A 26,593-nucleotide genomic window follows, 5' to 3' on the forward strand; every position below is an offset into this window, starting at 1 on the left:
TCGAGGATTTTCAAATGTCCACATTGATACGCCCGGCCCTGAGCCTGCTGGTCCTGATGACGCTGATCACCGGCGTCGCTTATCCACTGGTGGTCACCGGCGTGGCCCAGGTCGCGTTCCCGGATCAGGCCAACGGCAGCCTGGTGCGGGATGCCGAGGGCAAGGTCCGCGGGTCCTCTCTGATCGCTCAGGATTTCGTTGGCGACGCCTGGTTCCACCCGCGTCCTTCGGCCGGTGCCTTTGCCACCGTGTCGAGCAGTGCCAGCAACCTGTCGCCGAGCAACCCGGCGCTGGCGATGCGGGTGATCGACGATGCCAGCAAACTGCTGGTGCCAGGCCAGGGACCGGTGCCATTGGCGCTGGTCACTACGTCCGGCAGCGGTCTCGATCCGCACTTGCCACCGGCGGCGATTGCCTATCAACTGGCGCGTGTCGCGACGGCGCGCAATCTGCCGGTAGCGACCCTGCAACAACTGCTGGACGCCCACATCGAGCAGCCATTGGTAGGCCCGCCGGTGGTGAATGTGCTTGAGTTGAATCGGGCGCTGGAAAAACTGTAAATCAGCGGCGCTGCCAATCGCGGGCAAGCCCGCTCTCACATTGGAGTGCGTACACCTGTGGGAGCGGGCTTGCTCGCGAAGACTGCAGAACAGTCACTACATCAATCCAGGTAAAAAGAGACCCCAAGCATGAGCAACTCCGGCCGCGCCGACGCGCTGTTAGCAGACCTGCCCCGCGATGGCCGTGGCCGGCTCAAAGTGTTTCTCGGTGCCGCGCCGGGTGTCGGCAAGACCTACGCCATGCTGCAAGCGGCCCACACCCAGTTGCGCCAAGGGGTGAAAGTCATTGCCGGCGTCGTCGAAACCCACGGCCGGGCCGAAACCGAAGCCCTGCTCGGCGGCTTGTCGCAGCAGCCGTTGGTACGCTCCGAGTACCGTGGCGTGTTGCTCGAAGAAATGGACCTCGACGGTCTGCTCCTCGCCAAACCCAAGCTGGTGCTGGTCGACGAACTGGCGCACACCAACGCACCCGGCAGTCGTCACGAAAAACGCTGGCAGGACATTCAGGAACTGCTCGCCGCCGGCATCGATGTGTACACCACGGTCAACGTCCAGCATCTGGAAAGCCTCAACGATCAGGTGCGCGGCATCACCGGTGTGCAGGTCCGCGAAACCCTGCCGGACTGGGTATTGCAGGAAGCTTATGAACTGCTGCTGATCGACTTGCCACCACGGGAGCTGCTCGAGCGATTGCGCGATGGCAAGGTCTATGTGCCGGAGCAGGCGCGGGCGGCCATCGATGCGTTCTTTTCCCAGACCAACCTGACGGCCCTGCGCGAACTGGCGATGCAAACCGCGGCGGCTCAAGTCGATAACGATCTGGCCCAAGGGTATCGTCAGTTGGGGCAAGCGGCGCCGGCCGTGCGCGGGCGTTTGCTGGTAGGGGTCGACGGCGATGCCCAGGCCGAGCGCCTGGTGCGTCATGCCAGTCGCGTGGCCCAGCGGCGGCACCTGCCCTGGAGCCTGGTGCACGTGGACAACGGCAGCGTGCGTGACGAGCAGTCCCGCCTGCGCCTGCAAAGCGCCCAGCAACTGGCCGAGCGCCTGGGCGGCGAAGTGGTGTTGCTGCGCGCCGGTGAAGTGGCGAAAACCTTGATCCAGCATGCCGCCGAACGCCGCGCCAGCCTGGTGCTGGTGGGCCAGTCCCGGCCGCGTTTGCGCCGACGTCTGTTCGGTGGCGGGCTGGCGGCGCGTCTGCTGCGTAATGCGCGCGGGCTGGAAATCAACGTTCTCGACAGCGATCACCAACCGCATCAACCCCATCGGCGGTCGATGCATTCACTGGTCTGGTTCGACTACGCATTGGCCGTGGTGGCGACGATTCTGGCCAGCGCTCTGGCCTGGGCCGTGGCGAGCGTACTGCCACTACCGAACATCTCCCTGGTGTTCCTTGCGGCGGTATTGCTGGTGGCGGTGCGCAGCAGTCTCGGGCCGGCGCTGGCCTGTGCGGCGCTGTCGTTCCTGACCTATGACTTCCTGTTCATTCCGCCGAATTTCTCTTTCAGCATCCAGCGCGAAGAAGACGTGCTGACCTTGCTGTTTTTCCTGCTGATGGCGGCCCTCACCGGCAACCTCGCGGCGCGCCAGCGCAGGCAATTGCAGGCACTGCGCGATACCCAGGAAGAGACCACCGAACTGCTCGACCTGTCACGCAAACTGACCGCCGCCACCGACCGCCAGGCCGTGGTCAGCGCGGCTGCCCAGCACCTCAACGGTTGGAGCGACGTGCAACTGTGCCTGCTCAATCGCGACGGGCAAAACGGCTGGAAAGTCGAAACCGGTGGCCCGCTGGAGTTCACCGAAGCTGAGCGCGCCGCCGCCGATTGGGCCTGGCAGCACGATCAACCCGCGGGTGCGGGCACCGGCACCTTGCCGTTCGGCCGCTGGTGGTGGTGGCCGTTATCGGTGGAAGACGGCCCGCTGGCGTTGCTCGGCGTGTGCGCCAGGGAAGGCCAGGCCCTGAGCGGCCAACGCCGACGCTTGTTGACCGCGCTGACCCAACCGCTGGCTCAGGCGCTGGCCCGGGCGCAACTGGCCGATGATCTGGAAGCGGCGCGGCTGCACGGCGAAACCGAGCAACTGCGCAGCGCCTTGCTGGCTTCGGTGTCCCACGATTTACGCACACCGTTGACATCCATGCGCGGCAGTATCGATAGCCTGCTGGCCCTGGGTGAAGCGATCCCGCTGGAGGATCGACGTGAACTGCTCGAAGGCACCCGTGATGAAGCCGAGCGCCTCGACCGGTACATTCAAAACCTGCTCGACATGACCCGGCTCGGCCACGGTACCCTGAAGCTGGCGCGGGACTGGGTATCGCCGGCAGACATCGTCGGCAGTGCGCTCAACCGTCTGCGGACAGTCCTTGCGCCGTTGCAGGTCAGCACCGACGTGCCGGCCGAGTTACCGTTGCTGTTCGTGCATGCCGCACTGATCGAACAGGCACTGATCAACGTGATGGAAAACGCCGCGCGGTTTTCGCCACCCCACGGGCGTTTGCAATTGTGCGCAGGGGCTGATGACAGTGAGCTGTTTTTCTCGGTCAGCGACGAGGGCCCGGGGATTCCGGAGGAGGATCGGGCGAAGATTTTCGACATGTTCTATACCGCGGCGCGGGGTGATCGCGGCGGGCAGGGTACGGGGCTGGGGCTGGCAATTTGTCAGGGCATGGTCGGTGCCCATGGCGGGCGTATCAGCGTTGCCGACGGCATCGAGGGGCGCGGCACCTGCATCACGTTGCACCTGCCGCTACAGGCTCAGCCGGGATACGAAAGTGAAGCCTGATCGCGCTTGCGCTACTCTCTTGCCACTTCTTTGTGTTGATGTGAATTCATGAGCCAGACCGCGACCATTTTGGTCATTGACGACGAACCGCAGATCCGCAAATTCCTGCGCATCAGCCTCGCTTCCCAGGGCTACAAAGTGCTGGAGGCGGGCACCGGAAGTGAAGGATTGGCGCAAGCTGCGTTGAACAAACCGGACTTGCTGGTACTCGATCTCGGCTTGCCGGACATGGACGGCCAACAGGTATTGCGCGATTTTCGCGAATGGTCGACGGTGCCGGTACTGGTGCTCTCCGTGCGCGCCGGTGAAGGGCAGAAAGTCGAGGCCCTGGATGGCGGCGCCAATGACTATGTGACCAAGCCATTCGGCATTCAGGAGTTCCTGGCGCGGATCCGTGCGTTATTGCGCCAGGCGCCCGCAGGCGAGGTGCAACAAGCGGAGCTGAACTTCGGTCCGTTGACGGTCGACCTGGCGTATCGCCGGGTGCTGCTCGACGATGTCGAAGTCGCACTGACTCGCAAGGAGTACGCCGTGCTGGCGCAACTGGCGCGGCATCCCGGGCGGGTGATCACCCAGCAGCAATTGCTCAAGGACATCTGGGGGCCGACCCATACCGAAGACACTCACTACCTGCGCATCGTGGTCGGGCATTTGCGCCAGAAACTGGCGGATGACCCGACCCGACCACGGTTCATCGTGACCGAGGCTGGGGTGGGGTATCGGTTGTTGAGTGAAGGCAGCCTTTAGATCTTCGTTGCCTGGTCTGAAGTCATCGCGAGCAAGCTCGCTCCCACAGTAAATCTTTGGTGTTCACAAAATGTGTGTCTGCCCGAAACTCCTGTGGGAGCGAGCTTGCTCGCGATGAGGCCCTTGCATTCAATCGAGAATTTTCAGACGTTCAGTTCTGCTCATTCTCATACCGGTCCAGCGTATCCCGCGCAATCTCCCGTCCCAGCGCGATCAACTCCGGCGCCTTGTAGAACTCGAAAAACCGACACACGCGCTTGGGCACATTGATCAGGATGTCCGGCGGATACCCGGCAATCTTGTACTGCGCCAGTGACGTCTGCATCACCTCGAAACTCTGGTTGATCAAATCCAGCAAGGACGCCGGCCCGACGTTGTCGATGATGAACGAACCGGTGGCGGAGCGGGGGGCGCCACTGGTTTCCGGAGCGGCCGCGGGTTGCTGCGCCTGGGGCTCGGCGGATTCGATCCACGGGTTGAGCTCCGCACCTTCGGCCTTCAAGGCTTCCTGTTCCAGAATCAACAATTGCTCGGCTTGTTTGCGCCGGAACGGCAACTTCGAGCCGACGGAGTTGATCAGGCTGTCGAAGCGGGTCTTGAAGGCGGCGGGACGCTGGATGACCGGTAATTGATAGTGGCGCTGGTTGGTGGCGTTGAGGTTGACCGCGATGATCAAATCGCAATGGCTGGACACCACCGGCACGATCGGCAGCGGGTTGAGAATGCCGCCGTCCACCAGCATGCGGTTGCCTTGCATCACCGGGGTAAACAGGCTGGGAATCGCTGCCGAGGCGCGCATGGCCTGATGCAGGCAACCTTCCTGGAACCAGATTTCCTGCTGGTTGGTCAGGTCGGTGGCAACCGCGGTGTAGGGGATGCGCAAATCTTCGATGTTGATCTCGCCGACGATCTTGCGGATCTGTCCGAAGACTTTCTCGCCACGGATCGCCCCCAGACGAAAACTGACGTCCACCAGACGCAACACGTCGAGATAATCCAGGCTCTCGATCCAGTCGCGGTAGTCATTGAGTTTGCCGGCGGCGTAGATCCCGCCCACCACCGCGCCCATGGAGCATCCGGCGATACAGGCAATGTCATAGCCGCGCCGTTCGATCTCTTCAATGACCCCGATATGTGCATAACCCCGGGCTCCACCCGAGCCCAATACCAGTGCGACACGCTTTTTCATGGATCGCCCTCGTTTGAATGATTCAACAATGCACCCATCGAGGGCCTTGCTTCAATCGCCATGGTCGTTCGAGGGGACAATCGCGTCGTATTTTCGACACTCCATGGCGGCACATGGTTATTCTCGTCGGCGCTATAGTTTGCACAGCGGACCAACGGCACTTTTCAGGTGCCACAACGTCTTACCTGCATGACTGTTGACCTATTCTTGAGGAGTGAGTGATGAAAGCCTGGATCTGCGTGCCATTGATTGCCCTGGCGCTGGCCGGTTGTGCCGGCAAAACCGCTTATCGCGACAGCTGCGGTAGTAACCTGGATGCGGCATGGCATGAACTGGACCTGGCCAAAGCCGAAGGTTTCGCCGGGACCGTCAGCTACTCCAAGGCCCTGTCGCTGTTGACCGCAGCCAAGACCCAGCAGCAATTCGAGGGGTTCGAAGGCTGCACCAAAAAAGCCGAGAAGGCTCGTTTCTATATTCGTGAATCGCGTGCAGGGCGTTAAAAGCAAAAAGCGGTGACAAGCTCTAAGCTGCAAGAGCCTTCGAGCTTTCAGCCTGGAGCTTGCAACCTGGCGCTGTTTACGGAGTAAACCCCCATGATCGATCGGTTGGTGGCTCGGGTTCTGGGCCTGGAAGTTCGTCTGCTGGCCTGTCAGGCCCGCTTGAAAGAGCGTACAGACCCTGAAGCGTTACATGATCTGCGTACAACCATGCGACGGTTACGCAGCCTGTTGCGACCCTTGCGCGGGTTGCCCGGCGTCGAACAACTGGAAGCGGCGGCCTCCCGGGTGGGCGATCTGACCACACCATTGCGTGATCGCGAAGTGCTGGCGGCGTACCTGCTCCAGCACCATCAACCCCAAGCCGCACAGTGGCGCATGGCGCAAATGGCCGAGGCTTACCCGGCCGTGGCGACCAGTCCCGAACTCGCGCAAATGTTGATCGTCCTCGATGCGTTTCCGCGTTTTCTGCGTGCCGCCCAGCGCCAGGGATTGCTCAAGGGCCTGCGCAAGCGCATCGAAAAACGCCTGGGCAAGCAATGGAAAAAACTCGACGAGGCACTGCATGATCCGACCCACGACCGTCATCGGCTGCGCCTGCTGATCAAGCGCGTGCGCTATGGCATCGACGCTTATCCAGAGCTGGACCGTTTGCCGAAAGCGGCCATGCCCCGGCTGAAATCGGCCCAGGGTGCGCTGGGTGACTGGCACGATTGCGTGCAATGGCTGGCGATGGCTGAACGGGAAGCGGATTTGCAACCCTGTGTTGCCGTATGGGAAGCCACCATGGCCGAGGCCGAAACCCGAGCGGACCGCGTTCTGGAAAAATTCAGCAAGGCCTGTTTCAAATCCTGAGACCACTCGAGATCCTTTGTGGGAGCGAGCTTGCTCGCGATGAGGTCGTGACATTCAACATTGATGTTGGCTGTCCGGGCGCTATCGCGAGCAGGCTCGCTCCTGCAGGTCATATGTCCGGCACGAGCCTTGTGCGACTTATCTGTCAGTCAATTTGGCCGGAATAGGCGATGTATCAACGTCGCCAGATGGTTAAGATCCCTTCATCTTTTTCCATTCCCAGAGGTTTTCATGCGTTTTTCCGAACTGCTCAACGCTGTCCGCAGCCAGCCGATGGAGCTGTCTATCCCGGCCTCATGGGCCCAGGGGCGAGCCAGTTTCGGTGGCCTGGTGGCCGCTTTGCAGTACGAAGCCATGCGCGCCCGGGTTCCGGCGGATCGACCGGTGCGTTCGTTGGCAATCACCTTTGTCGGCCCGGTTGAGCCCGAGGTGCCGGTCAGTTTTGACGTCGAGGTGCTGCGCGAAGGCAAGGCCGTCAGCCAAGTGCTGGGCCGGGTGATGCAGAAGGGCCAGGTGGTGACGTTGATTCAGGGCAGCTTCGGCGCCTCGCGACCTTCGGAAGTGGCGGTGGCCGCTGAACCGGCACCTGAAATGAAGCACTGGGACGAATGCCAGGAATTGCCTTTCGTCGAAGGCGTCATCCCGGAGTTCATGCGGCATCTGGCGATGCGCTGGAGTGTCGGCGGGCTGCCGTTCAGCGGTAGCACATCCCGGCAAATGGGTGGCTGGGTACGTTTGCGCGGCGACGTAAAGGAAGAGGCTATCGGCGAGGCGCATATCCTGGCGCTGGTGGACGCCTGGCCGCCGGCCCTGATGCCGTTTTTGAAGAAGCCGGCGATGGGCAGCACGCTGACCTGGACCATCGAATTCGTGCAGCCGCTGCTGGAACTGAACACCCTGGACTGGTGCAAATACCTCGTCGAAACCGAATACGCCGCCGACGGCTACGGGCATGCCGCCGCAAAAATGTGGAGCGCGGATGGTCGGTTGATCGCCATGAGCCGGCAGACCGTGACTGTGTTCGCCTGATCAGTGACGGCGGTGGCGCTCACGCCAGGCGCGCCACCAGCCGCCGCTGAGGAAGAACCGTGGAAACGTCAGGAACTGCTCGACCAACAGGCGTGATACCGCATCCTTGCGATCACTGAAGGGTTCGGAGGCTTGGGTCTCCAGGTTGTGGCCGTGGCGTTGCAAGGCCAGCGCCGCAATCACACCGATTACGCCGATGGCGATATTTGCCAGGCTCAGGCTGAACACCCCGGTCACAATCAGCAGAAATGCCACGATGAACAGCGGCACCGCGATCAGGTGCAGCACCAGATTGGTCGGGTGCTGATGATTGTTCGGGTACGCTCGCCATTGCCAGGCGGGTAGGTTGGGGTGACGTTTGCCCATGATGCTGATCCTCGATCCATGTTGAACTACATGATTGAAGGATAGGCCCGGTAAATGCTGGCGGCGAATCAAGGCTGGCTATTGGCTTGATAGGTGCCATGACTGGAATAGATGGTGCCAGTTCTGAAGCCTTCGCGAGCAAGCCCGCTCCCACATTTTGACCGTACTCCAATGAAAGAACGCGGTCACCTGTGGGAGCGGGCTTGCCCGCGAAGAGGCTCTCAAAGTTTCAGTTGACCTATCGCCTTGCTCAACTCACCGGCCAATGCCGCCAGCTCATTGCTGGTGGTCGCCGACGTCACCGTCTGATGCACCGTGTTCTCGGTCACGTCACGGATGCTCACCACCGCCCGGTTCATTTCCTCCGCCACCTGGCTCTGCTGCTCGGCCGCCACCGCGATCTGCGTGTTGCTTTCACGCATCTGCGCCACCGCTCCGGTGATCTCGGCCAATGCCGCGCCGGCCTCTTGCGCCTGTTGTACGCAGTCGTCGGCCTTGAACGAGCTCTCTTGCATGAAATCCACGGCGTCCCGTGTGCCGGCCTGCAACGCCGAGACCATGAGGGTGATCTCATCCGTGGAGGCCTGCACGCGTTTGGCGAGGTTGCGTACTTCATCGGCGACTACCGCGAAACCGCGACCCATTTCGCCGGCCCGGGCCGCTTCGATGGCGGCGTTGAGCGCCAACAGGTTGGTCTGCTCGGCGATGCTGTGAATCACGTTGACCACGCCGTTGATTTTCTGGCTGTCCTCGGCCAGGCGTTGAATCATCTCGGCAGTCTGCTGGACGCCGGTGGACAGTCCGGCAATCGACCGCTGCACCCGTGTCACAACCGCCTGCCCGCTGCCGGCCAGGGTATCGGCCGATTGCGAAAGGTCACGGGTGGCACCCGCGTGTTGAGCGATGTGATAGACCGTGGCGGTCATTTCATTGATCGCTGTGGCGGCCTGATCGGTTTCGCTTTGCTGGCCCAGCATGCCGTGGCGCACTTCATTCATGCTGGCCGCCAGCCGTGCGGCGCCGACGTCCAGTTGCCGGGCGGTGCTGGCGACGGTGTTGACCACCCGTTGATAACCGGCCTGCATGGCGTTGAAGGCGTTGGCCATTTGTCCGACTTCGTCGCTGCAGGCCAATGGCACGCGGGCCGACAGGTCGCCGGTTTTCTCCACGTGCAACATGACGTCTTTCAAGGTGTTGAGCTGGCTGAGCAGGAAGCGGATCAATAACTGCGATGCACCGAGCATTGCCAGCATCAGGATGAACACCGCCACCGCGTAGTTGGCAAAACGCTCGTTGAACACCTGGCTCAGGCTCGGACCATGGGCAATCACGGCGACCCGCTGGCCGTCGGCACGGGTAAACACTTCGGCACCCATCAGCGGATTGTCACCGAACAGCGGCATCACGTTGATCTCGACCCAGCCATTGGCGTCGGCCAGTTCTTGCACGGGTTGCTCATTGAGCGTGGGTGCCTGTCCTCGGCTGAACGCAAGGAAGTTGTCGGCGTGGGGCAACGTTTGCCCGGCGGGCCAGGCTTCGAGCAATCGCGCTTGAGCCTGGGCCGAAGCCTGGGCGGCGCGACTGCGGGCCTGCTGTTCGAGTTGCACCGCGTACAGCACCAGCAACAGGGTGGTGACGAAAGCGACGGCGTTGACCGCCCAGAATTTGTATTTCAGCGAGATATTGCTAAGCCAGGCACCCATGGAGGTCTTCTCTGATAGCGAAAACAGTTTTGGCAAGACGCCATCATTGTGCCGCTATACAGGTGACTGACTCTTGATGCAGATCAACTTCAAACCTGTGGGATTTATGGCAATCAGGAGATCAATGGCAGACCATAAAACGCCCGCGCGCACGCGGTGGTATGCGCTGCCAGATCTTCCAGGCTTTCCCCGCGATGCAGTGCCACTTCGCGCAGTACTTCGGTCAGGTACGCCGGCTCGTTTCGCCCGTTTTTCGGCTTGGGGCGCAGGCTGCGCGGCAGCAGATACGGTGCATCGCTTTCGAGCATCAGGCGTCCGCGCTTGATCTCCTTGACCAGTGGGTGCAAATGCGTGCCCCGGCGCTCGTCGCAGATCCAGCCGGTAATGCCGATGTGCAAGTCCAGGTCGAGATAGCTGAACAGTGCCTTCTGCTCTCCAGTGAAGCAGTGCACTACGGCGGCCGGCAGTCGGTCGCGGAAGTCGCGCAGGATTTCCAGCAGGCGCTGGCTGGCGTCGCGTTCGTGCAGAAAAACCGGCAGCTGCAATTCGACGGCCATGGCCAGGTGTTCTTCGAGGACCTTCTCCTGTTGCGGGCGCGGCGAGAAATCACGGTTGAAATCCAGCCCGCATTCGCCCACGGCCACTACATTCGGCTCCAGGAGCAAGCTGCGCAAACGTCGGGCGCTGTCGGCGTTCCAGTCGCTGGCGCAGTGAGGGTGAATACCGGCGGTGGCGAACAGGCGCTGGGCGCTTTCGTCCAGTTGCTGGCACAGCTCAAGGGCCTGTTCACTGCCCTCGACACTGGTGCCGGTCAGCACCAGTTGGCACACGCCGGCCGCGTAGGCGCGGTCAAGTACGGCTTGGTGTTTGTCGGCAAAACTGGCGTTGGTCAGGTTGACGCCGATATCGATGAGTTGCATGGTGCTACCTCGGCCCAAAGGCCGGAAAGCATATCAGAGCCGTGGATTTATAAGAAAAACCAAGAACTACAACGGGTTAACGCTGTCTCTTGAGCCGCGGACCAGGCCTGGTTGGTAGTTTTGCCATCATTGTGCCAGTCTTTCGCACGTTGCCAGCGCCTTGGGCGCTCTGTTTTTGTCGCCGCGCTTGATGGTTTTGGTCATTGAAGCGGGCCTCATATTCTTTCCGGAGAGTGGATGATTCGTCCCTCGGTTTTGCTACTGCTGTGTTGTTCGCTGCTACTGCCGATGACGGCGGTCGCGCGTCTGCCCGGGCCGTTGCAAGCGGTACCGGCGAGCAAGGTGCGCGATCTTGCGGAAATACGCAGCAGTCGTGTGCTGCGGGTGTTGGTCAACCAGAGCCGCAACAGTTCCGGTGAAGTCCAGGGGCAGGCGATCGGGGTCGAGTACCATCGCCTGAGAGCGTTCGAGCAATACCTCAACGGCCACGCCCGTGACGGTCAGGAAATCACCCTCAAGATCATTCCCAAGGCCAAGGATCAACTGCTTGGCGCATTGCAGCGGGGGGAGGGCGATCTGGTGGCGCCAGGCGAGTTGCTCGAGCTGCAACCCGGCTTCGCCGTCAGCACCAGTGAGCCGATTGCCAGCAACATCCCGTTGGTCCTGGTGGGCATCAAGGGCGAACGCCGCTACACCAGGCTTGAACAGCTTTCCGGCAAGACCCTGGCATTACCCGCAGGCAGCGCCGCCGGGGATGCCGTCAGCCAGATCAATCAAAAGCTCGCCTTGCACAAACTGCCACCGGTCACGATCGAATGGGTCGATCCGAGCCTTGCCGTCGAGGATGTACTGGAGATGGTGCAGGGCGGGATCTTCCACCTGACCATCGTCGAGCAACCGATCGCCGAACGCTGGGGCAAGATCCTGCCCAGGCTGCGTTTCGACAAACAGGTACTCGTCAGTGATCCGGGAGAGGAATTCTGGTTCGTGCGCCGTGATGCCTCGATGCTGCGGGCCAGCATTGATCGCTTCCTCACCGTCTACAAAAAACCATCGGATCAGGACGCCGCGTTCCTGCGGATCTATCGTCGTCTCTATCAAGTGCACTATCCACTGGCCAAGGCGGACCGACAGCGCCTGGAAAAACTTCGCCCGGTGCTGCAGAAACATGCCGACGCCCAGGGCATGGACTGGCTGAACCTGGCGGCGCTGGCCTTCAAGGAGTCATCCCTGCAACCCGCCGCCCGCAGTGGCGGTGGCCCCACCGGTCTGATGCAGATCACGCCTTCTGCGGCGCAGCGGGTGGGGGTCAACAATATTCAGGACCTTGATGGCAATGTGCAGGCCGGGGCCAAGTACCTGGCGATGATCCGGCGCAAATTCTTTGCCAGTCCGAAACTCAACGAGCGCGAACGCATGGCCTTCGTGCTGGCGGCCTACAACATCGGGCCGGAGCGGGTGCAAGGCATGCGCGCCGAAGCCCGTCGGCGAGGCTTGAATCCCAACCAGTGGTTCTTCCAGGTCGAACGCATTGCCATGGAGCAAGTGGGTATGGGGCCTGTCAGTTATGTTAATAGCGTGAACAAGTATTACTTGGCGTTCGACCGGGAGCGGGAGTCGTTGGAGCCCCAGGGGCAAAAGGTTGTCTCACGCAAATGATCAATTAATCTGATTGTTATGACGGGTTTTTTGCGCTTTTAGTATGTGAATTACTGATTAATATAGCGGCCAACCCACACACACTGACAAGGAATGAAACAGCATGAGCACTCTGATCAATAAGGTACTGTCTACACGCGCTGGCTACGGCCTGACCGTTCTGCGCATCGTGGTCGGCATTATTTTCGCCGCTCACGGTTCGCAAAAACTCTTCGGGGCATTCGGTGGCTATGGTCTGGCTGGAACCGCGCAGTACATGGAAAGCCTCGGACTGACGCCGGGTTACCTGATGGCGGCACTGGCGGGCGGCACCGAATTCTTCGCCGGCCTGGCCCTGATCATCGGCTTGCTGGTTCGCCCGGCCGCACTGGGCCTGATCTTCCTGTCGCTGGTTGCGATTTTCTCGGTGCACATCAGCAACGGTCTGTTCATGGCCAACAACGGTTATGAGTTCGCCCTGGCGTTGCTCGGTGGCAGTCTCGCGGTATTGATCGAAGGTGCGGGCAAGCTCTCGGCGGACCGTGCCATCGCCGGTTGACCGCTCTGGTTCAACGAAAAGGCCCGCATTGTGCGGGCCTTTTTTGTTGAGCGTCATTCTTGACACTGTCCAGTCAGCTTCTCTAGGATGTTGCTCATGCGCCGATTTAAACAGCTACTTGCGGGGCGCCAGGTGACTCATCCAGTTGCCGATAGAAGCCGGAACAGGCTTCGAAATACCGCTAAAGCGCTGGTTCGGTGTTGCCTCTCACCTGCCATGCAGACTTTTGAGGCAGAGACACGACACAATGAATGCACTAAACCCCGTTGTACGTCCCGCGCCGATCACGGCACATCTCACCCAGCGCAATCCAAAAATCCTGCTTGGCGGCAAACATCAGCCGACGCTCTTGCGTTATCTCGATGGCTGGCCACGTCGTACCGGCGGTCCCGCTGCCTTCCTGATCCAGTTTGTCGAAGACGGTGAGTCGCTCGCTCGTTTCGCCAACGACAGTTTCGATCTGGCAGTGATTCAGTCCCCCAGCCTCGAAGATGCGCCTGAAGTGATTCGGCAACTGACCCGCGTTGCCCGGCAGGGGCTGATTACCCGGCTTTAACGCTCACGGGTACTCGATTGCCACGATGTACACGCACTGCTCACCCGTCGGTGTCTGGACCCGGACTTCGGCGTCCAGTGCCTTGCCGATCAATGCGCGGGCGAGGGGCGAGTCGATGCTGATCAGGCCCTGTTTGAGGTCCAGTTCATCCGGCCCGACAATGCGGTAGCGCGACTCTTTGCCATCCTCGTCCTCGATCGTGACCCAGGCGCCGAAATAGACCTTGTTCGGATCGCTGGGTTTTTCGCTGACCACCTTGAGCGCTTCCAGGCGTTTGGTGAGAAAACGCACGCGGCTGTCGATCTCTCGCAGCATCTTTTTGCCATAGGTGTATTCGGCGTTCTCCGAGCGATCACCCTGGGCCGCGGCTTCGCTGACAGCCTGGGTAACCTGGGGTCGACGTACATGCCACAACTCATGGAACTCGGCGCGCATCCGCGCTTCACCCTCGGGGGTGATCAGCGCGGTGCCAGCGGTGCGGGGAGGGCGGTAACGGCTCATGACAGCTTCTTGTGGTGAGGATGGCAGGAGTCTATCAACCCTCGCGCAGAACTGTCAGCGGGCTGGCGTTCAATGCCCGACGGGTGCCGAACACCCCTGCACCACCAATGAGCACGGCGCCCACCAGTGGGAGCAACAACAGCCATGGATGTGGATGCCACGGCAGGTCAAAGGCGTAGCGATAGAGCACCCAGCTCACCACTTCCGAACCCAGTGCCGCCAGCAAGCCACTGACTGCGCCCAGCAAACCGAACTCGATACGCCGGGCCTTGACCAGCAATTGCCGCTCCGCCCCCAGCGCACGCAACAGCGCGCCCTGGCGAATGCGTTCATCCAGCGTCGCTTGCAGGCCGGAGAACAGCACCGCCATCCCCGCCGCCAACACGAACAACAACACGTACTCCACCGCCAGGGTCACCTGGGCGAGGATGCTGCGCAGTTGCTCCAGCAAGGCTTCGACCTGCAGGATGGTCACCGCCGGGAAGGCGCGGGACAGGTCGACAATCTGTTGGTCGTGACCCGCTGCCAGATAGAAACTGGTCAGGTAGGTCGCTGGCAGATCCTTGAGGGTGCCGGGCTGGAAGATCATGAAGAAGTTCGGCTGGAAGTTGTCCCAGTTGATCTCCCGCAGGCTGGTGACCTTCGCCTCGCGATTGACTCCGCCAACGCTGAATACCAGGTGGTCGCCGAGCTTTATTTTCAAACTCTCGGCGACCTTGCCTTCTACCGACACGCCGGGAACATCGTCCGGCATCTGTTGGTTCCACCAATTGCCGGCCGTGAGTTTGTTGCCCGACGGCAGGTCCGCGGCCCAGGTCAGGCTCAGGTCGCGCTGGATCGCCCGGTCCCCGGCCGATTCCTTGGTGACGATTTGCTGTACAGGCTCGCCGTTGATGCTGATCAAGCGTCCAGGCACTACCGGGTACAACGGTGCCGATTGCGCCGATACGGTGATCAGGTGATCGGTGAAGGCCTGTTTGTCCGCCGGCAGGATGTTCAGCGCGAAGTAGTTTGGAGCGTTTTTCGGCAGCTGGTTCTGCCAGGTGTCCAGCAACTCGCCGCGCAGCAGCGCAATCAGCGCCATTGACAGCAGAATCAGGCCGAACGCCAGGGACTGGCCCGCGGCAGCGAGCGGGTGACGCAGCAGTTGGCCCAGTCCCAGGCGCCAGGGCAAGGACGCACGAGCAAGCATGCGCCGCAGGCTCTTCAACAGCAGCAACAACAAGCCGCCCAGCACCAACGCTGCAATCACGCCGCCGCCGAGCAGGGCAAAGGTCAGCACCAGGTCCAGGCTCAGGCGCCACATGATCAGGGCGAGGGCGCCCAGCGCTGCGCCGTAGACCATCCAGGTGCTGGAAGGGATCGGCAGCATGTCCCGGCGCAGCACGCGCAATGGCGGAACCCGACCCAGAGCCGCCAGTGGCGGCAAGGCGAATCCGGCCAACGCCACCAGTCCGGTACCGATCCCGGCAATGGCCGGAAACAGCCCGCCCGGAGGCACGTCGGTCGGCAACAAGTCATGCAGCAGGGCAAACAACCCCAGCTGTGCGAGCCAGCCGAGGAGGGCGCCGCTGATGCTGGCCAGCAGCCCGAGGACAGTCAGTTGCAGGCTGAACAGCACCATGGTTTCCCGGCGCGACAGCCCGAGGCAGCGCAGCAAGGCACTGGCATCGAACCGTCGGGTGGCGAAGCGGGTTGCCGACAGCGCCACCGCCACGCCGGACAGTAACACCGCCACCAGGCTGGCCATGTTCAGGTAGCGTTCGGCTTTGCCCAGGGCGCCACCGATCTGTCGATTACCGTCGCGGGCGTCCTGCAAGCGCTGGTTGGCGGCAAGCCCCGGTTTGATCAGTTGCCGATACGTCTCGAGTGCCTGAGCGCTGCCTCGCCATAATTCGCGATAGCTGACCCTGCTGCCGGGCTGCACCACGCCGGTGGCTGCAAGGTCGTCGAGGTTGATCAGCACCCGCGGTGTCAGGCTGTAGAAATTGCCGGCGCGATCGGGTTCGTAAGTCAGCACCCGCGCCAGTTTCAGGGTTTTCATGCCGACATCGATGCTGTCGCCGATCTTCAGGTCCAGGGCGGTCAGCAGGCGTGCCTCGACCCAGGCTTCACCGGGGTGCGGTCCGCCACCGACTATTTGCGTGGCAAAGGGGGCGGGCGCGCTTTTCAATTCGCCGCGTAGCGGGTAGGTGTCATCGGCCGCCTTGATGCTGGACAGCTGAATGCTGTTGTCGGTGGCGATGACGCTGGAGAACTCCACCACTTGAGCGTGTTCCAGACCCAGTTCGGTGCCGCTTCTTATCTGTTCGGGGTGCGCAGGCGAACTGCCTTCGAGCAGCAGGTCGGCACCAAGGAATTCGGTAGCGCGCAGCATCATGGCGCCGTTCAGGCGCGCGCCAAAGTAACCGATGGCGGTGCTGGCGGCCACGGCCACCAGCAAGGCGAAAAACAACACGCGCAATTCACCGGCGCGGGCATCGCGCAGCAATTGGCGGATGGCGAGACTGAACAGGCGCAACAGCGGCAGGCGTGCCATCAAGGCTCCAGAGGGGCGACCAGCAGGCCGGCTTCAAGACGGATCAGGCGCCGGCAGCGATGGGCCAGGCGTTCATCGTGAGTCACCAGCACCAGGGTCGTGCCGCGCTCCTGGTTGAGCTCGAACAGCAAGTCGCTGATGCGCTCGCCGGTGTGGCTGTCGAGGTTGCCGGTCGGTTCGTCGGCGAACAGCACATCGGGCTCGGCGGCAAACGCTCGGGCAATCGCCACGCGTTGTTGCTCGCCTCCGGAGAGCTGGCGCGGCGAGTGAGTCAGGCGTTGGCCCAGTCCCACCCGTTGCAGCAATTGGGTGGCGCGTTCGCGGGCGTCTTTGCGGCCATCGAGCTCCAGTGGCAACATGACGTTTTCCAGGGCATTGAGACTGTCGAGCAGCTGAAACGATTGAAAGACAAAACCCACGTGCTCGGCGCGGATGCGCGCACGCTGGTCTTCATCGAGGTTGCTCAGGCCTTGCCCGGCGAGTGTGACTTCGCCGCTGCTCGGCAGGTCGAGGCCGGCAAGCAGACCCAGCAGGGTGGACTTGCCGGAGCCGGAAGCGCCGACGATGGCCAGGCTGTCGCCCTTGTTCAGTTCCAGGCTGAGTTGGTGCAGGATGGTCAGTTCACCTTCCGCGCTGGGAACCACTTTGCTAAGGTCCTTCGCGATGAGAATGCTTGCGCCCATGGAGAGTCCGATGCGTGTCTGGTTTTTGAGTGCTGGCCTGGCCTTGATGTGCATGGCCCAAAACGCAGCGGCGGGTACAGTCCTGATCGTTGGCGATAGTATCAGCGCCGGTTTCGGGCTGGATACCCGGCTGGGGTGGGTGTCGCTGCTTGAGCAACGGCTCAGGCACGAAGGTTTCGACGACAAAGTGGTCAATGCGTCCATCAGTGGCGACACCAGTGCCGGAGGCCAGGCGCGCCTGCCCGCGCTGCTTGCAGAGCATAAACCGGAACTGGTGATCCTCGAGCTGGGCGGCAATGATGGTCTGCGCGGGATGCTGCCAACTCAATTGCAACAAAATCTTGCTTCGATGATCGACAGCTCCCGGGCCAGCGGTGCCAAGGTGTTGCTGCTCGGCATGCAATTGCCACCCAACTATGGTGCGCGTTACACCAAGGCGTTCGCCGAGGTCTACAGCAACCTGGCCGATGAGAAAAAGATCCCGCTGGTGCCGTTTTTCCTCGATGGCGTAGGCGGCCATCCGGACTTGATGCAGGCTGACGGCATACACCCGGCGGCCGGGGCCCAGGACAAGTTGCTGGAAAATGTCTGGCCTACTCTAAAACCGCTGTTATGACACTTTTCTAGAAGCAGGCTTTCGGCTAAGGTGGCGCCCCCGATTTGGAGCCCCCGATGCCGCGTCCCGCCTGGTCACTATTTGCCTATCAACTGATCGAGCCTGACGAACAGCTGGATCTGTTCGCCTGCCAGGAAGTGCGGGTGCATCTGGTGACCCGTCAGCTGGAGTTGGGCGGTTCGGCGGACCGGACACTGTGCGGCAGTCTGTTGCCGGCGCAACCGCGCTGGTCGAGTGTTGATCGCCGGGTGTTTCAGGACCAGCGGCTGTGTTCGTTGTGCCGGGCCATTCTTGAGTCGCAGAAGCGGGGGACGTCGCCGATCTGGCCGGAATTGCGGTTTGAGCTTTGATCTGTCATTGCGCGTTAGCCTTTTGCCGACTGTGCGTGTATCCGTTTCTGCGGTAACGGCCGCATTGCCCTCCGGTCAGTTGCGCTCGGCCTGTTGAGTGGTGAAGAGCACGGGTGTGCGCCGACCTGCCGTTGCTCTGCTCTTCTGTAGGAGCGAGCTTGCTCGCGATGGACGTCAACGATAACGCGTGCTGCCTGAATGCCCGCGTTGTCCTGGCGTTTTTCGCGAGCAAGCTCGCTCCTACAGGGAAACGCGTTCAGTTGTGATCGGCCCGGCCAGCAGGCCGCCTCACCCTCAAAAATCCACACCGCCTGCCCTATAGCCTTCGCGAGCAAGCTCGCTCCTACACGGGATCGAAGATAATCGCAAAATCGGCCCGCACTGCCTGTAATCGGGCGATCTCCCCGAAATAACGGACTGCAGTGTACAATCGCGTTCTTATACTCTCAGTTGATCATGCATAGGATTTTCCGGATGTTGTCGCGCTTTCCTGCCGTCACCCGCTGCCTGACTCTTGCCGCCCTCTTAGTGGCCGGTCCAGTCGCAGCATTGGAGCTTCCCCTGCCACCGCCCGGTGAGGACATCATCGGCCAGGTGCAGGTGATCAAGGCCAAGTACGAAGATACCTTCGCCGACCTTGGTACCGCCTACGATCTGGGCTACACGGAAATGGTCGCGGCCAACCCGGGTGTCGATGCCTGGTTGCCTGGCGCCGGTACGGAAATCATTCTGCCGACTCGCTTCATCCTGCCACCAGGTCCGCGTGAAGGCATCGTGATCAACCTGGCCGAGTACCGCCTCTATTACTACCCGAAAGGCAAGAACGTGGTGTACACGTTCCCGCTGGGTATCGGTCGTGAAGGCTGGGGCTCGCCGATTGCCCACACCAGCATCACCGCCAAGACACCGAACCCTACCTGGACGCCTCCGGCTTCGATCAAGGCCGAGCACGCAGCAGACGGTGATCCGCTGCCCAACGTCGTGCCGGCCGGCCCTGACAACCCGCTGGGGCCGTTCAAGTTCACCCTGGGCACACCGGGCTACCTGATCCACGGTTCGAACAAGAAGTTCGGTATCGGCATGCGCACCAGCCACGGTTGCTTCCGCATGTTCAACAACAACGTGCTGGAAATGGCGGGCATGGTACCGGTCGGAACGTCCGTGCGGATCATCAACGACCCGTACAAGTTTGGTCTGAGTGGCGGCAAGGTCTATCTGGAGGCGCATACGCCGCTGGACGACAAGGGCAACCCGTCGGTGGTCGACAAGCACACCGCAGTCATCAATGCGATGCTCAAGCGTGAAGACATCACCAACAACCTGCGTATGAACTGGGATGTGGTGCGTGATGTGGTCGCCGCTGAAGACGGCCTGCCGGTTGAGATCGCTGTGCCGGGCAACGGCGTTGCACCGATGGTATCGAGCATGCCGATCGACCCGCTGCAGTAACGCTGGCAAAGAGCCCGTCGGCGCGGACAGCGTCGACGGGTTTTTTATTGCCTGGAGAAACGCCAGGCAATAAAAAAGCCGACCCAAAAAATGGGTCGGCTTGATAACAATCCCGAAGGATTATTACTTGCGGCTAGCTTTGTCCAGCATGCGCAGAGCACGCTCGTTAGCTTCGTCAGCAGTCTGTTGTGCTTTTTGAGCAGCAGCCAGAGCTTCATCAGCTTTACGGTAAGCTTCGTCTGCACGAGCCTGGGAGCGAGCAGCTGCGTCTTCAGTAGCGGTCAGACGTGCTTCGGTTTCTTTCGATGCGCTGCTGCAACCGGTAGCCAGAACTGCGGCCAGAGCCAGAGCAGAGAATTTCAGAACGTTGTTCATCGTGTTCCCCTTCAAGGACTTTCTATTAAGTAGCTATCTCCTCCGATTGAGGAAAGAGCCGGCGTACATACTACCCATTACTTGTAGTAAGTAAAACTGACGTGACGCAAGAAGCAAAAAAAATTGTAGGCGTTGATTCTTTTTCGAGCAACTTTTAACTGAACTGTTTAAAAAATATCCAGCTGCAAGGCCCGTGGCTGAGCGAACTGGAGAGAAAAAGTTCCTTCGGCACACCGCTCTTTTTCCCGCCTGGCTAAAGTCCGCCTACATGGATTCGTCTACACTTTTGTTCGGCTTTTGCGTAGCGCCTCCCAATATCTTTCTCGATGTTCAGGTGACTTTAACAGCGGGCGCTCGTCTTAAGTCTCAACATCCGGCAATGTTCAGGCTATCGACCCGGAGTGATCTTCGGTCGAGCGCAATCCTGCGTGATCCGGAGCAGCACCCGCCAACCCGCACGATGACGAGCGCACCTTGAGCATTTCTGCCAATGGTGCCTACTATTTGTACGTGCTCGGTAGCGCGAGATCGGTGCAGCTCTTCTCGGTGCCCACTCAGGCACGGGGTGGCGTAGATGTTCCTTCGCCGGAAAAACATCGGTAAGGTAGGGGTCGGAATTCCAGACCCGCGAGGAGTAGTGATGAGCGAGGCGTTGTCCATCCACCATGACCAGGCTGGTCATCAGTTCGAGACCAATGTGGACGGTCATCGTGCCTATCTGACCTATATGGATCTGGGGAAACAGACCCTGGATATCTATCGCACCTTCGTGCCCAACGCATTGCGTGGTCGCGGTATTGCGGCAGCCTTGACCGAGAGGGCGCTGGAGTACGCTGACGAAATGGGCTACACCGTCATTCCATCGTGCTCCTACGTCGAGCGCTACATGGAGCGTCACCAGCGGCATGCGGCCAAGCTGAGTCAGTGACCTTCAACAAAACGAACACATAAAAAAACGCCGGGTCCAGCCCGGCGTTTTTTTTGTGTGTGCTTTTTGCGCCGCCAAACAGGCGATCAGCTGCGATCGCGTTTAGGCAGCACATCCTTGAGCTTGGCATGCATGCTGCGCAAGGTGTTTTCGGTCGCGGTCCAGTCGATGCAGGCGTCGGTGATCGACACGCCGTATTGCAGGTCGGCGAGGTCTTTCGGGATCGCCTGGGCGCCCCAGTTCAAGTGGCTTTCAACCATCAGGCCGATGATCGACTTGTTGCCTTCGAGGATCTGGTTGGCGACGTTCTCCATCACCAGCGGTTGCAGGGCCGGATCCTTGTTGGAGTTGGCGTGGCTGCAATCGACCATGATGTTCGGCTTGATCTTCGCCTTGTTCAGCGCCTGCTCGCAGAGCGCAACGCTGACCGAATCGTAGTTCGGTTTGCCGTTGCCGCCGCGCAGCACCACGTGACCGTAGGCATTGCCCTTGGTGGTCACGATCGACACGCCACCTTCCTGGTTGATACCCAGGAAGCGGTGCGGGCTGGAAACCGATTGCAGGGCGTTGATCGCCACGGTCAGGCCGCCATCTGTGCCGTTCTTGAAGCCGACGGCCGAGGACAGCCCGGAGGCCATTTCACGGTGAGTCTGGGATTCGGTGGTGCGCGCGCCGATGGCCGACCAGCTGATCAGGTCCTGCAAGTATTGCGGGGAGATCGGGTCGAGGGCTTCGGTGGCGGTCGGCAGGCCTTTTTCGGCCAGGTCCAGCAGCAACTGGCGACCGATGTGCAAGCCGTCCTGGATCTTGAACGAGTCGTCCAGGTACGGGTCGTTGATCAAGCCTTTCCAGCCGACGGTGGTACGTGGCTTCTCGAAATACACGCGCATGACCAGATACAGGGTATCGGACACTTCGGCGGCGAGAACTTTCAGGCGCTCGGCATATTCGTGGGCGGCCTTGATGTCGTGGATCGAGCAAGGCCCGATGACGACGAACAGGCGATGGTCGGTGCCATCCAGAATGTTGCGAATGACTTCGCGGCCCTTGGTGACGGTGCGCAGTGCGGCGTCGCTCAGGGGAATATCGCGCTTGAGCTGATCGGGAGTGATCAGTGTCTCGTTGGAGGCGACGTTTAGGTCGTTGATCGGTAAATCAGCCATCGTTTACTCGTCAGGTCACGGGTGCCGGCCGCCAGCGAACCCGCGCGGCGGAGCACAGCAAATTAAGCGCGTCGGGGAGCTGAACCTTAGCGCGTTACACCGTGGCTCGACAATGGGCAGACGCCGGTTTGGTGGGGTTTCGCAGTCAGTTTCCCTGCCGCGAGGGGCAAACCGATCAAGAATGCCTCTATTCCAGCACCGGTTGCGCAAAAGCCTTGCGCACCGAATCGTGAGAGAACTCGTCGGCATGCTCCTGGACCCATTCGAGGGCCAGGGCCTGGATGTCCTGCAAGTCTTCGTGGGCCTCATGCAGGCGGCAGTAGCGTTCGATCTGGCAGACCTGTTCGCCCATCCGGGCGCTGAACAGCGTTTGTTCATCGACGAAAGCGATGCCTACCAGATAACCGCGCTTGCGTCGCAGGCACCAGGCGACATAGCCCAGGTAGCGCATGTCCGGGTTCACGGTCGGCATGCGTACCTCCAGCGCCGTGCCGTGACGCCACGCGCGGTGATAATTGCAAGCCATGCCCCCGAGACTGATAGTGTGCAGCTGTCGTCGCGAAAGACACTCAGGTTTCAGCAACGTTAATTCGACGGGCACATCGTCAGGGTGAGGAATGAATCGTCCCATGAACACAGACTCCATGTGTCGGCCATCTGACATTGTTCCTCCCAGTATAGTGGTCGAATTGGAACTGACCGATTTTGACGCCGACCAACGGCTGCTGGCGATGAGCGGTGTATCGCTGGTCATTTTCACCAGTGTCGGCTGCGCCAGTTGCCGTTTTGCCCGCGAGCAATTGCCGACACTCGACCTGGCAGTCGATCGACTGTGCTGGATCGATGCCGGCAACAACGGCGGGGTGGTCGAGCGTTATCAGGTTTTTCACTTGCCGGCGCTGTTTGTCGTTCGCGACGGTGAATTCTTTGGAGCACTGAAATCGCGCCTGACCGGCACCGAGCTCAATCGGGCCGTGCACCAGGCGCTGAGTCGAACAGCAGAGGAGTTGCCATGATGGGGACAGTTGCCAAGCCGACGATCGGCATTATCGGGACCGGCGCAATCGGCGGTTTCTACGGGGTGATGCTGGCACGTGCCGGTTTTGATGTGCATTTTCTGCTGCGCAGCGAGTTCTCCGCGGTGGCCGAGCATGGCTTGCGAGTCGATAGCGCGCCCCACGGTGTACTGACGTTGAACCCGGTGCAGGCCTATTCGGACGCGCAAGACATGCCACCTTGCGATTGGCTGCTGGTGGGCGCGAAAACCACCAGCAACGCCGACCTGGCACCTGCCATCCTGCAGGCGGCGGCACCGAACGCCAAGGTACTGCTGTTGCAAAACGGCCTGGACGTCGAAGACAGCCTGCGCGCGTTGCTCCCCGATTCGCTGCATGTGCTTGGAGGGCTCTGCTACATCTGCGTCCATCGCGAGGCGCCGGGTGTCATTACCCATCAGGCGCTGGGCGCGGTCCATGTGGGTTATCACAGCGGTCCCGCCGATGGGCCGGCACGCAGCGCAATTGTCGAGGAGGGCGTCGGGCTGTTTCGCAGCGCCGGCCTCGATTCCCAGGCCATGGCGAATTTACATCAGGCGCGTTGGCAAAAACTGGTCTGGAATATCCCTTACAACGGTCTCTCGGTTTTGCTGGGGGCGAGCACCACACCGTTGATGGCCGATGCCGACAGCCGCGAGCTGGTCAAGGCGCTGATGGCTGAAGTGGTGCAAGGCGCTGTTGCCTGCGGGCACGACGTACCGGCAGGCTATGCCGAGCATTTGTTCATGGTGACCGAAAAGATGCCCGACTACTGGCCGAGCATGTACCACGATTATTTGCACAAGCGACCGCTGGAACTGGCCGCGATCTACGCCCGGCCTTTGGCGGCGGCGAAGGCAGCCGGGTGTGAGATGCCACGCATCGAGGCCTTGTATCGCAGTTTGAGTTTCATTGATCGACGCAATACCTGATTCGACCGACCTGAGGGGGAAGGGCATGCCAAAGGCAATTGACGACAAGCTGGTGCTGGCGATTTCTTCGCGGGCGCTGTTCGACCTGAGCGAAAGCCACAAGGTCTACCTGTCGAGTGGTGTCGAGGCCTACCGGCAATATCAGATCGAACACGAAGACGAAATCCTCGAGCCCGGCGATGCCTTCCCGTTGGTGCAGAAACTCCTGAACCTCAACAACAGCCTCGGCCGCGCCCGGGTCGAGGTGATTCTGGTGTCGCGTAACAGCGCCGACACCGGGCTGCGGGTGTTCAACTCGATTGACCACTACGGACTGGCCATTTCCCGTGCGGCCTTTGTCGGTGGGCGCAGTCCGTATCCCTACCTCAAGGCCTTTGGCTGCGACCTGTTTCTCTCGACCCACGCCGAAGACGTGCGCAATGCACTGGACGCCGGGTTCGCGGCAGCGACCATTCTGTCGGGCGGTGCCAGCCGTGCGGCCAGCGACGAGTTACGCATTGCCTTCGATGGAGACGCGGTACTGTTTTCCGATGAGTCGGAACGCGTTTATCAGGCCGGTGGTCTGGAGGCGTTCCAGGCCAGCGAGCGTGAGGCCGCCCGCGAACCGTTGCGCGGTGGGCCGTTCAAAGGGTTTCTCGCGGCCCTCAACCTGTTGCAGCGTGAGTTCCCGGAGGACACCTGTCCGATCCGTACCGCGCTGGTCACGGCGCGATCGGCGCCGGCCCATGAGCGGGTCATTCGCACGTTGCGCGAATGGGACATCCGTCTCGACGAGTCGCTGTTCCTCGGCGGCCTGACCAAGTCGGCCTTTCTCGAAGCCTTCGCGGCCGACGTGTTTTTCGACGATCAGGCCGGTCACTGCGAGTTGGCCCGAGAAGTCGTCGCCACCGGTCATGTGCCCCATGGCATAAGCAACGAGCAAAAGGTTTAAGCCCACCGTTCAATGCGTTGCGCGGGACGTCGTAGTCGCCAAGGCACTGCTAAGCTGAATCAAATCTCCGCCATGTTGGCAGTCGAGGAGGTCATATGATTCGTTCGATGCTGTATGCCACTGACCTTGGTCTGTACGCGCCCGTGGTGATGCAGCATGCCCTGGAACTGGCCAGGACCTTCAATGCCAGTTTGTATGTCGTGCATGCGGTTGAACCCATGGGGTTGTTTGCCGAATCGGTGCTGCAAAGTTATCTCGATGAACAGGCGCTGAACGAGTTTCACAGCCAGGGCCTCAATACGGTGATTGCCAGTATCGAGCAGCGGGTGCTCGACAGTTTTCGTGAGGAGTTGGGGGATGAAGGGGAGCACGACCTGGAGCGGATTCAGGCAGTACGGGTGCTGCAGGGCGATCCGTCGCAGGTGATTCTGGACCAGGCGCAGAAACTCTCCGTGGATTTGTTGATCGTAGGTAGTCACAGCCATGGTGCTGGTGCGGAAACGCCTCTGGGGCGAACCGCCGCCCGAGTGTTGCAACTGTCCAAGGTGCCGGTCTATCTGGTGCCGCTGGTGCAACGTCGTCGTCAAGGGGATCGCTAGAACACGAATAATGGCAATTTGATAAAAAAGTTCTAGATTTATTCTTCGAGCCATTAATATAGTTATATACCGTCGCTGATGCCCGTGGCGTCTACCTGCTTTGAGGGATTCATATGAAGCTTCAACAATTGCGCTACATCTGGGAAGTGGCGCACCACGACCTCAACGTTTCCGCTACAGCCCAAAGCCTTTACACCTCTCAACCGGGCATCAGCAAGCAGATCCGTCTGCTGGAAGACGAACTGGGCGTCGAGGTTTTTGCCCGTAGCGGCAAGCACCTGACCCGTGTCACCCCGGCCGGTGAGCGCATCATCACCACCGCTGGCGAGATTCTGCGCAAGGTTGAAAGCATCAAGCAGATCGCCCAGGAGTTCTCCAACGAGAAGAAAGGCACCCTGTCGATTGCCACCACTCATACCCAGGCGCGTTATGCGTTGCCGCCGGTAATCAGCAATTTCATCAAGCAATACCCGGACGTGGCCCTGCACATGCATCAGGGATCGCCGATGCAAATCGCCGAAATGGCCGCTGACGGCACCGTGGATTTCGCCATTGCCACCGAAGCGCTCGAGCTGTTCGGTGATCTGGTGATGATGCCGTGCTACCGCTGGAACCGTTGCGTGGTCGTGCCTCAGGGCCACCCGCTGACCAAACTGTCGAAACTGACCCTCGAAGCACTGGCCGAATACCCGATCGTGACGTACGTGTTCGGTTTTACCGGCCGTTCGAAACTCGACGAAGCCTTCAGCCATCGCGGCCTGACGCCGAAAGTGGTGTTCACCGCCGCCGACGCCGACGTGATCAAGACCTATGTTCGCCTGGGTCTGGGCGTAGGCATCGTGGCAAAAATGGCTGTCGACACCAAGCTCGATAGCGACCTGGTGGTACTCGATGCCAGCGAACTGTTCGAGTCCAGCGTAACCAAGATCGGCTTCCGTCGCGGCACCTTCCTGCGGGGTTTCATGTGCGACTTCATCGAGAAGTTCGCGCCGCACCTGACCCGCGAAGTCATGGCCAAGGCCATTCAGTGCCACAACAAGCAGGAACTGGAAGAGCTGTTCGAGGGCGTCGAACTACCCGTTCACTGATAGCG

General features: G+C 60.8%; 28 protein-coding genes. 18 read left to right on the forward strand and 10 right to left on the reverse strand.

Translation table 11 applies throughout. The annotated features are described in order from the left end of the window. Nucleotides 1-14 precede the first annotated feature (14 nt). From kdpC to AC1RS8_RS15870, 3 genes are all read left to right on the forward strand, one after another. Complete coding sequence (gene kdpC, locus AC1RS8_RS15860; RefSeq protein WP_340313544.1) at nucleotides 15-560, forward strand: potassium-transporting ATPase subunit KdpC; 546 nt, start codon at nucleotides 15-17, stop codon at nucleotides 558-560. A gap of 129 nt (nucleotides 561-689) precedes the next feature. Further along, nucleotides 690-3,341 carry a DUF4118 domain-containing protein gene (locus AC1RS8_RS15865; RefSeq protein ID WP_489339029.1) on the forward strand — a complete coding sequence of 884 codons (2,652 nt, stop codon included), beginning with the start codon at nucleotides 690-692 and terminating at the stop codon, nucleotides 3,339-3,341. A 48-nt stretch (nucleotides 3,342-3,389) separates the two neighbouring features. Beyond that, the gene (locus tag AC1RS8_RS15870) at nucleotides 3,390-4,088 is read left to right on the forward strand and encodes a response regulator (RefSeq protein WP_090457093.1); all 699 of its coding nucleotides are present in this window, start codon (nucleotides 3,390-3,392) and stop codon (nucleotides 4,086-4,088) included. 151 nt (nucleotides 4,089-4,239) lie between these two features. Here the strand turns inward: AC1RS8_RS15870 and AC1RS8_RS15875 are convergent, their stop codons facing one another. After that, nucleotides 4,240-5,277, reverse strand: a complete 1,038-nt coding sequence (locus AC1RS8_RS15875; protein ID WP_057713795.1) for a patatin-like phospholipase family protein — start codon at nucleotides 5,275-5,277, stop codon at nucleotides 4,240-4,242. Nucleotides 5,278-5,498: 221 nt separating this feature from the next. On the opposite strand from AC1RS8_RS15875, the gene AC1RS8_RS15880 reads away from it, so the two are divergent. The 3 genes from AC1RS8_RS15880 (at nucleotide 5,499) to AC1RS8_RS15890 (ending at nucleotide 7,658) form a co-directional block, all read left to right on the forward strand. Further along, entirely contained in the window at nucleotides 5,499-5,777 is a 279-nt protein-coding gene (locus AC1RS8_RS15880; RefSeq protein WP_034150181.1) for a hypothetical protein, read from the forward strand. A 93-nt stretch (nucleotides 5,778-5,870) separates the two neighbouring features. After that, nucleotides 5,871-6,629 (forward strand): CHAD domain-containing protein, encoded by a 759-nt coding sequence (locus AC1RS8_RS15885; protein ID WP_223502445.1) that lies wholly within the window; start codon nucleotides 5,871-5,873, stop codon nucleotides 6,627-6,629. Between the two features lie 231 nt (nucleotides 6,630-6,860). After that, complete coding sequence (locus tag AC1RS8_RS15890; RefSeq protein ID WP_090457089.1) at nucleotides 6,861-7,658, forward strand: acyl-CoA thioesterase; 798 nt, start codon at nucleotides 6,861-6,863, stop codon at nucleotides 7,656-7,658. On the opposite strand, the gene AC1RS8_RS15895 is transcribed toward AC1RS8_RS15890, so the two are convergent. The 3 genes from AC1RS8_RS15895 to AC1RS8_RS15905 all read right to left on the reverse strand — a co-directional run bounded on the left by AC1RS8_RS15895 (nucleotide 7,659) and on the right by AC1RS8_RS15905 (nucleotide 10,647). Beyond that, nucleotides 7,659-8,024 carry a DUF962 domain-containing protein gene (locus AC1RS8_RS15895; RefSeq protein ID WP_057713798.1) on the reverse strand — a complete coding sequence of 122 codons (366 nt, stop codon included), beginning with the start codon at nucleotides 8,022-8,024 and terminating at the stop codon, nucleotides 7,659-7,661. It lies immediately after the preceding gene. Nucleotides 8,025-8,245: 221 nt separating this feature from the next. After that, nucleotides 8,246-9,727: a methyl-accepting chemotaxis protein gene (locus AC1RS8_RS15900; RefSeq protein ID WP_489339028.1), complete on the reverse strand. Its 1,482-nt coding sequence runs from the start codon at nucleotides 9,725-9,727 to the stop codon at nucleotides 8,246-8,248. Nucleotides 9,728-9,840: 113 nt separating this feature from the next. After that, complete coding sequence (locus AC1RS8_RS15905; RefSeq protein ID WP_493163036.1) at nucleotides 9,841-10,647, reverse strand: TatD family hydrolase; 807 nt, start codon at nucleotides 10,645-10,647, stop codon at nucleotides 9,841-9,843. 237 nt (nucleotides 10,648-10,884) lie between these two features. On the opposite strand from AC1RS8_RS15905, the gene AC1RS8_RS15910 reads away from it, so the two are divergent. The 3 genes from AC1RS8_RS15910 to AC1RS8_RS15920 all read left to right on the forward strand — a co-directional run bounded on the left by AC1RS8_RS15910 (nucleotide 10,885) and on the right by AC1RS8_RS15920 (nucleotide 13,400). Next, nucleotides 10,885-12,306 (forward strand): MltF family protein, encoded by a 1,422-nt coding sequence (locus AC1RS8_RS15910; RefSeq protein WP_057713801.1) that lies wholly within the window; start codon nucleotides 10,885-10,887, stop codon nucleotides 12,304-12,306. A 103-nt stretch (nucleotides 12,307-12,409) separates the two neighbouring features. Continuing rightward, entirely contained in the window at nucleotides 12,410-12,844 is a 435-nt protein-coding gene (locus tag AC1RS8_RS15915; RefSeq protein ID WP_489339027.1) for a DoxX family protein, read from the forward strand. Between the two features lie 247 nt (nucleotides 12,845-13,091). Beyond that, nucleotides 13,092-13,400: a hypothetical protein gene (locus AC1RS8_RS15920; RefSeq protein ID WP_057713803.1), complete on the forward strand. Its 309-nt coding sequence runs from the start codon at nucleotides 13,092-13,094 to the stop codon at nucleotides 13,398-13,400. Between the two features lie 3 nt (nucleotides 13,401-13,403). Here AC1RS8_RS15920 and greB read toward each other — a convergent pair whose 3' ends face one another. From greB to AC1RS8_RS15935, 3 genes are read right to left on the reverse strand one after another with little or no spacing between them, the layout of a single operon-like run. Beyond that, nucleotides 13,404-13,901 (reverse strand): transcription elongation factor GreB, encoded by a 498-nt coding sequence (gene greB / locus AC1RS8_RS15925; protein ID WP_057713804.1) that lies wholly within the window; start codon nucleotides 13,899-13,901, stop codon nucleotides 13,404-13,406. A gap of 34 nt (nucleotides 13,902-13,935) precedes the next feature. Then, complete coding sequence (locus AC1RS8_RS15930) at nucleotides 13,936-16,440, reverse strand: ABC transporter permease (RefSeq protein WP_489339026.1); 2,505 nt, start codon at nucleotides 16,438-16,440, stop codon at nucleotides 13,936-13,938. Continuing rightward, on the reverse strand, nucleotides 16,440-17,123 hold the full coding sequence (locus tag AC1RS8_RS15935) for an ABC transporter ATP-binding protein (RefSeq protein WP_046043370.1): 684 nt from the start codon (nucleotides 17,121-17,123) through the stop codon (nucleotides 16,440-16,442). The genes AC1RS8_RS15930 and AC1RS8_RS15935 overlap by 1 nt, the downstream gene beginning before the upstream one ends. A 10-nt stretch (nucleotides 17,124-17,133) precedes the next feature. On the opposite strand from AC1RS8_RS15935, the gene AC1RS8_RS15940 reads away from it, so the two are divergent. The 3 genes from AC1RS8_RS15940 to AC1RS8_RS15950 all read left to right on the forward strand — a co-directional run bounded on the left by AC1RS8_RS15940 (nucleotide 17,134) and on the right by AC1RS8_RS15950 (nucleotide 19,538). Next, a complete protein-coding gene (locus tag AC1RS8_RS15940) occupies nucleotides 17,134-17,739 on the forward strand; it encodes an arylesterase (protein ID WP_489339025.1) in 606 nt (201 codons plus the stop codon). Between the two features lie 56 nt (nucleotides 17,740-17,795). Beyond that, entirely contained in the window at nucleotides 17,796-18,089 is a 294-nt protein-coding gene (locus AC1RS8_RS15945; RefSeq protein WP_003226812.1) for a hypothetical protein, read from the forward strand. Nucleotides 18,090-18,563: 474 nt separating this feature from the next. After that, nucleotides 18,564-19,538 carry a L,D-transpeptidase family protein gene (locus AC1RS8_RS15950; protein WP_057713807.1) on the forward strand — a complete coding sequence of 325 codons (975 nt, stop codon included), beginning with the start codon at nucleotides 18,564-18,566 and terminating at the stop codon, nucleotides 19,536-19,538. 123 nt (nucleotides 19,539-19,661) lie between these two features. On the opposite strand, the gene oprI is transcribed toward AC1RS8_RS15950, so the two are convergent. Then, nucleotides 19,662-19,913: an outer membrane lipoprotei OprI gene (gene oprI, locus AC1RS8_RS15955; protein ID WP_003199355.1), complete on the reverse strand. Its 252-nt coding sequence runs from the start codon at nucleotides 19,911-19,913 to the stop codon at nucleotides 19,662-19,664. A gap of 640 nt (nucleotides 19,914-20,553) precedes the next feature. Between oprI and AC1RS8_RS15960 the strand changes: the two genes are divergently transcribed. Continuing rightward, nucleotides 20,554-20,841, forward strand: a complete 288-nt coding sequence (locus tag AC1RS8_RS15960; protein WP_008049058.1) for a GNAT family N-acetyltransferase — start codon at nucleotides 20,554-20,556, stop codon at nucleotides 20,839-20,841. An 86-nt stretch (nucleotides 20,842-20,927) separates the two neighbouring features. On the opposite strand, the gene AC1RS8_RS15965 is transcribed toward AC1RS8_RS15960, so the two are convergent. Both AC1RS8_RS15965 and AC1RS8_RS15970 read right to left on the reverse strand, forming a co-directional pair. Next, the gene (locus tag AC1RS8_RS15965; protein ID WP_007973561.1) at nucleotides 20,928-22,004 is read right to left on the reverse strand and encodes a 3-deoxy-7-phosphoheptulonate synthase; all 1,077 of its coding nucleotides are present in this window, start codon (nucleotides 22,002-22,004) and stop codon (nucleotides 20,928-20,930) included. A gap of 187 nt (nucleotides 22,005-22,191) precedes the next feature. Continuing rightward, entirely contained in the window at nucleotides 22,192-22,635 is a 444-nt protein-coding gene (locus tag AC1RS8_RS15970; protein WP_079246728.1) for a PilZ domain-containing protein, read from the reverse strand. Here AC1RS8_RS15970 and AC1RS8_RS15975 point away from each other — a divergent pair. The 5 genes from AC1RS8_RS15975 (at nucleotide 22,634) to cysB (ending at nucleotide 26,588) form a co-directional block, all read left to right on the forward strand. Beyond that, on the forward strand, nucleotides 22,634-23,020 hold the full coding sequence (locus AC1RS8_RS15975; RefSeq protein ID WP_057713808.1) for a thioredoxin family protein: 387 nt from the start codon (nucleotides 22,634-22,636) through the stop codon (nucleotides 23,018-23,020). The genes AC1RS8_RS15970 and AC1RS8_RS15975 overlap by 2 nt on opposite strands. Next, entirely contained in the window at nucleotides 23,017-23,970 is a 954-nt protein-coding gene (locus tag AC1RS8_RS15980) for a putative 2-dehydropantoate 2-reductase (protein WP_057713809.1), read from the forward strand. The genes AC1RS8_RS15975 and AC1RS8_RS15980 overlap by 4 nt, the downstream gene beginning before the upstream one ends. 25 nt (nucleotides 23,971-23,995) lie before the next feature. Continuing rightward, entirely contained in the window at nucleotides 23,996-24,901 is a 906-nt protein-coding gene (locus AC1RS8_RS15985; protein ID WP_057713810.1) for a 5'-nucleotidase, read from the forward strand. 95 nt (nucleotides 24,902-24,996) lie between these two features. Beyond that, the gene (locus tag AC1RS8_RS15990) at nucleotides 24,997-25,500 is read left to right on the forward strand and encodes a universal stress protein (RefSeq protein ID WP_056727114.1); all 504 of its coding nucleotides are present in this window, start codon (nucleotides 24,997-24,999) and stop codon (nucleotides 25,498-25,500) included. Between the two features lie 113 nt (nucleotides 25,501-25,613). Next, nucleotides 25,614-26,588 (forward strand): HTH-type transcriptional regulator CysB, encoded by a 975-nt coding sequence (gene cysB / locus AC1RS8_RS15995; RefSeq protein ID WP_015094029.1) that lies wholly within the window; start codon nucleotides 25,614-25,616, stop codon nucleotides 26,586-26,588. Nucleotides 26,589-26,593 lie beyond the last annotated feature (5 nt).

The sequence above is a fragment of the Pseudomonas sp. GW821-FHT12A04 genome, from assembly GCF_058807755.1.

What these genes read in the sequence shown, in the direction of transcription:
- kdpC (WP_340313544.1), top strand. Translation starts at nt 15, where the DNA reads ATGTCCACATTGATACGCCCGGCCCTGAGCCTGCTGGTCCTGATGACG.
- AC1RS8_RS15865 (WP_489339029.1), top strand. Translation starts at nt 690, where the DNA reads ATGAGCAACTCCGGCCGCGCCGACGCGCTGTTAGCAGACCTGCCCCGC.
- AC1RS8_RS15870 (WP_090457093.1), top strand. Translation starts at nt 3,390, where the DNA reads ATGAGCCAGACCGCGACCATTTTGGTCATTGACGACGAACCGCAGATC.
- AC1RS8_RS15875 (WP_057713795.1), bottom strand. Translation starts at nt 5,277, where the DNA reads ATGAAAAAGCGTGTCGCACTGGTATTGGGCTCGGGTGGAGCCCGGGGT.
- AC1RS8_RS15880 (WP_034150181.1), top strand. Translation starts at nt 5,499, where the DNA reads ATGAAAGCCTGGATCTGCGTGCCATTGATTGCCCTGGCGCTGGCCGGT.
- AC1RS8_RS15885 (WP_223502445.1), top strand. Translation starts at nt 5,871, where the DNA reads ATGATCGATCGGTTGGTGGCTCGGGTTCTGGGCCTGGAAGTTCGTCTG.
- AC1RS8_RS15890 (WP_090457089.1), top strand. Translation starts at nt 6,861, where the DNA reads ATGCGTTTTTCCGAACTGCTCAACGCTGTCCGCAGCCAGCCGATGGAG.
- AC1RS8_RS15895 (WP_057713798.1), bottom strand. Translation starts at nt 8,024, where the DNA reads ATGGGCAAACGTCACCCCAACCTACCCGCCTGGCAATGGCGAGCGTAC.
- AC1RS8_RS15900 (WP_489339028.1), bottom strand. Translation starts at nt 9,727, where the DNA reads ATGGGTGCCTGGCTTAGCAATATCTCGCTGAAATACAAATTCTGGGCG.
- AC1RS8_RS15905 (WP_493163036.1), bottom strand. Translation starts at nt 10,647, where the DNA reads ATGCAACTCATCGATATCGGCGTCAACCTGACCAACGCCAGTTTTGCC.
- AC1RS8_RS15910 (WP_057713801.1), top strand. Translation starts at nt 10,885, where the DNA reads ATGATTCGTCCCTCGGTTTTGCTACTGCTGTGTTGTTCGCTGCTACTG.
- AC1RS8_RS15915 (WP_489339027.1), top strand. Translation starts at nt 12,410, where the DNA reads ATGAGCACTCTGATCAATAAGGTACTGTCTACACGCGCTGGCTACGGC.
- AC1RS8_RS15920 (WP_057713803.1), top strand. Translation starts at nt 13,092, where the DNA reads ATGAATGCACTAAACCCCGTTGTACGTCCCGCGCCGATCACGGCACAT.
- greB (WP_057713804.1), bottom strand. Translation starts at nt 13,901, where the DNA reads ATGAGCCGTTACCGCCCTCCCCGCACCGCTGGCACCGCGCTGATCACC.
- AC1RS8_RS15930 (WP_489339026.1), bottom strand. Translation starts at nt 16,440, where the DNA reads ATGGCACGCCTGCCGCTGTTGCGCCTGTTCAGTCTCGCCATCCGCCAA.
- AC1RS8_RS15935 (WP_046043370.1), bottom strand. Translation starts at nt 17,123, where the DNA reads ATGGGCGCAAGCATTCTCATCGCGAAGGACCTTAGCAAAGTGGTTCCC.
- AC1RS8_RS15940 (WP_489339025.1), top strand. Translation starts at nt 17,134, where the DNA reads ATGCGTGTCTGGTTTTTGAGTGCTGGCCTGGCCTTGATGTGCATGGCC.
- AC1RS8_RS15945 (WP_003226812.1), top strand. Translation starts at nt 17,796, where the DNA reads ATGCCGCGTCCCGCCTGGTCACTATTTGCCTATCAACTGATCGAGCCT.
- AC1RS8_RS15950 (WP_057713807.1), top strand. Translation starts at nt 18,564, where the DNA reads ATGTTGTCGCGCTTTCCTGCCGTCACCCGCTGCCTGACTCTTGCCGCC.
- oprI (WP_003199355.1), bottom strand. Translation starts at nt 19,913, where the DNA reads ATGAACAACGTTCTGAAATTCTCTGCTCTGGCTCTGGCCGCAGTTCTG.
- AC1RS8_RS15960 (WP_008049058.1), top strand. Translation starts at nt 20,554, where the DNA reads ATGAGCGAGGCGTTGTCCATCCACCATGACCAGGCTGGTCATCAGTTC.
- AC1RS8_RS15965 (WP_007973561.1), bottom strand. Translation starts at nt 22,004, where the DNA reads ATGGCTGATTTACCGATCAACGACCTAAACGTCGCCTCCAACGAGACA.
- AC1RS8_RS15975 (WP_057713808.1), top strand. Translation starts at nt 22,634, where the DNA reads ATGAACACAGACTCCATGTGTCGGCCATCTGACATTGTTCCTCCCAGT.
- AC1RS8_RS15970 (WP_079246728.1), bottom strand. Translation starts at nt 22,635, where the DNA reads ATGGGACGATTCATTCCTCACCCTGACGATGTGCCCGTCGAATTAACG.
- AC1RS8_RS15980 (WP_057713809.1), top strand. Translation starts at nt 23,017, where the DNA reads ATGATGGGGACAGTTGCCAAGCCGACGATCGGCATTATCGGGACCGGC.
- AC1RS8_RS15985 (WP_057713810.1), top strand. Translation starts at nt 23,996, where the DNA reads ATGCCAAAGGCAATTGACGACAAGCTGGTGCTGGCGATTTCTTCGCGG.
- AC1RS8_RS15990 (WP_056727114.1), top strand. Translation starts at nt 24,997, where the DNA reads ATGATTCGTTCGATGCTGTATGCCACTGACCTTGGTCTGTACGCGCCC.
- cysB (WP_015094029.1), top strand. Translation starts at nt 25,614, where the DNA reads ATGAAGCTTCAACAATTGCGCTACATCTGGGAAGTGGCGCACCACGAC.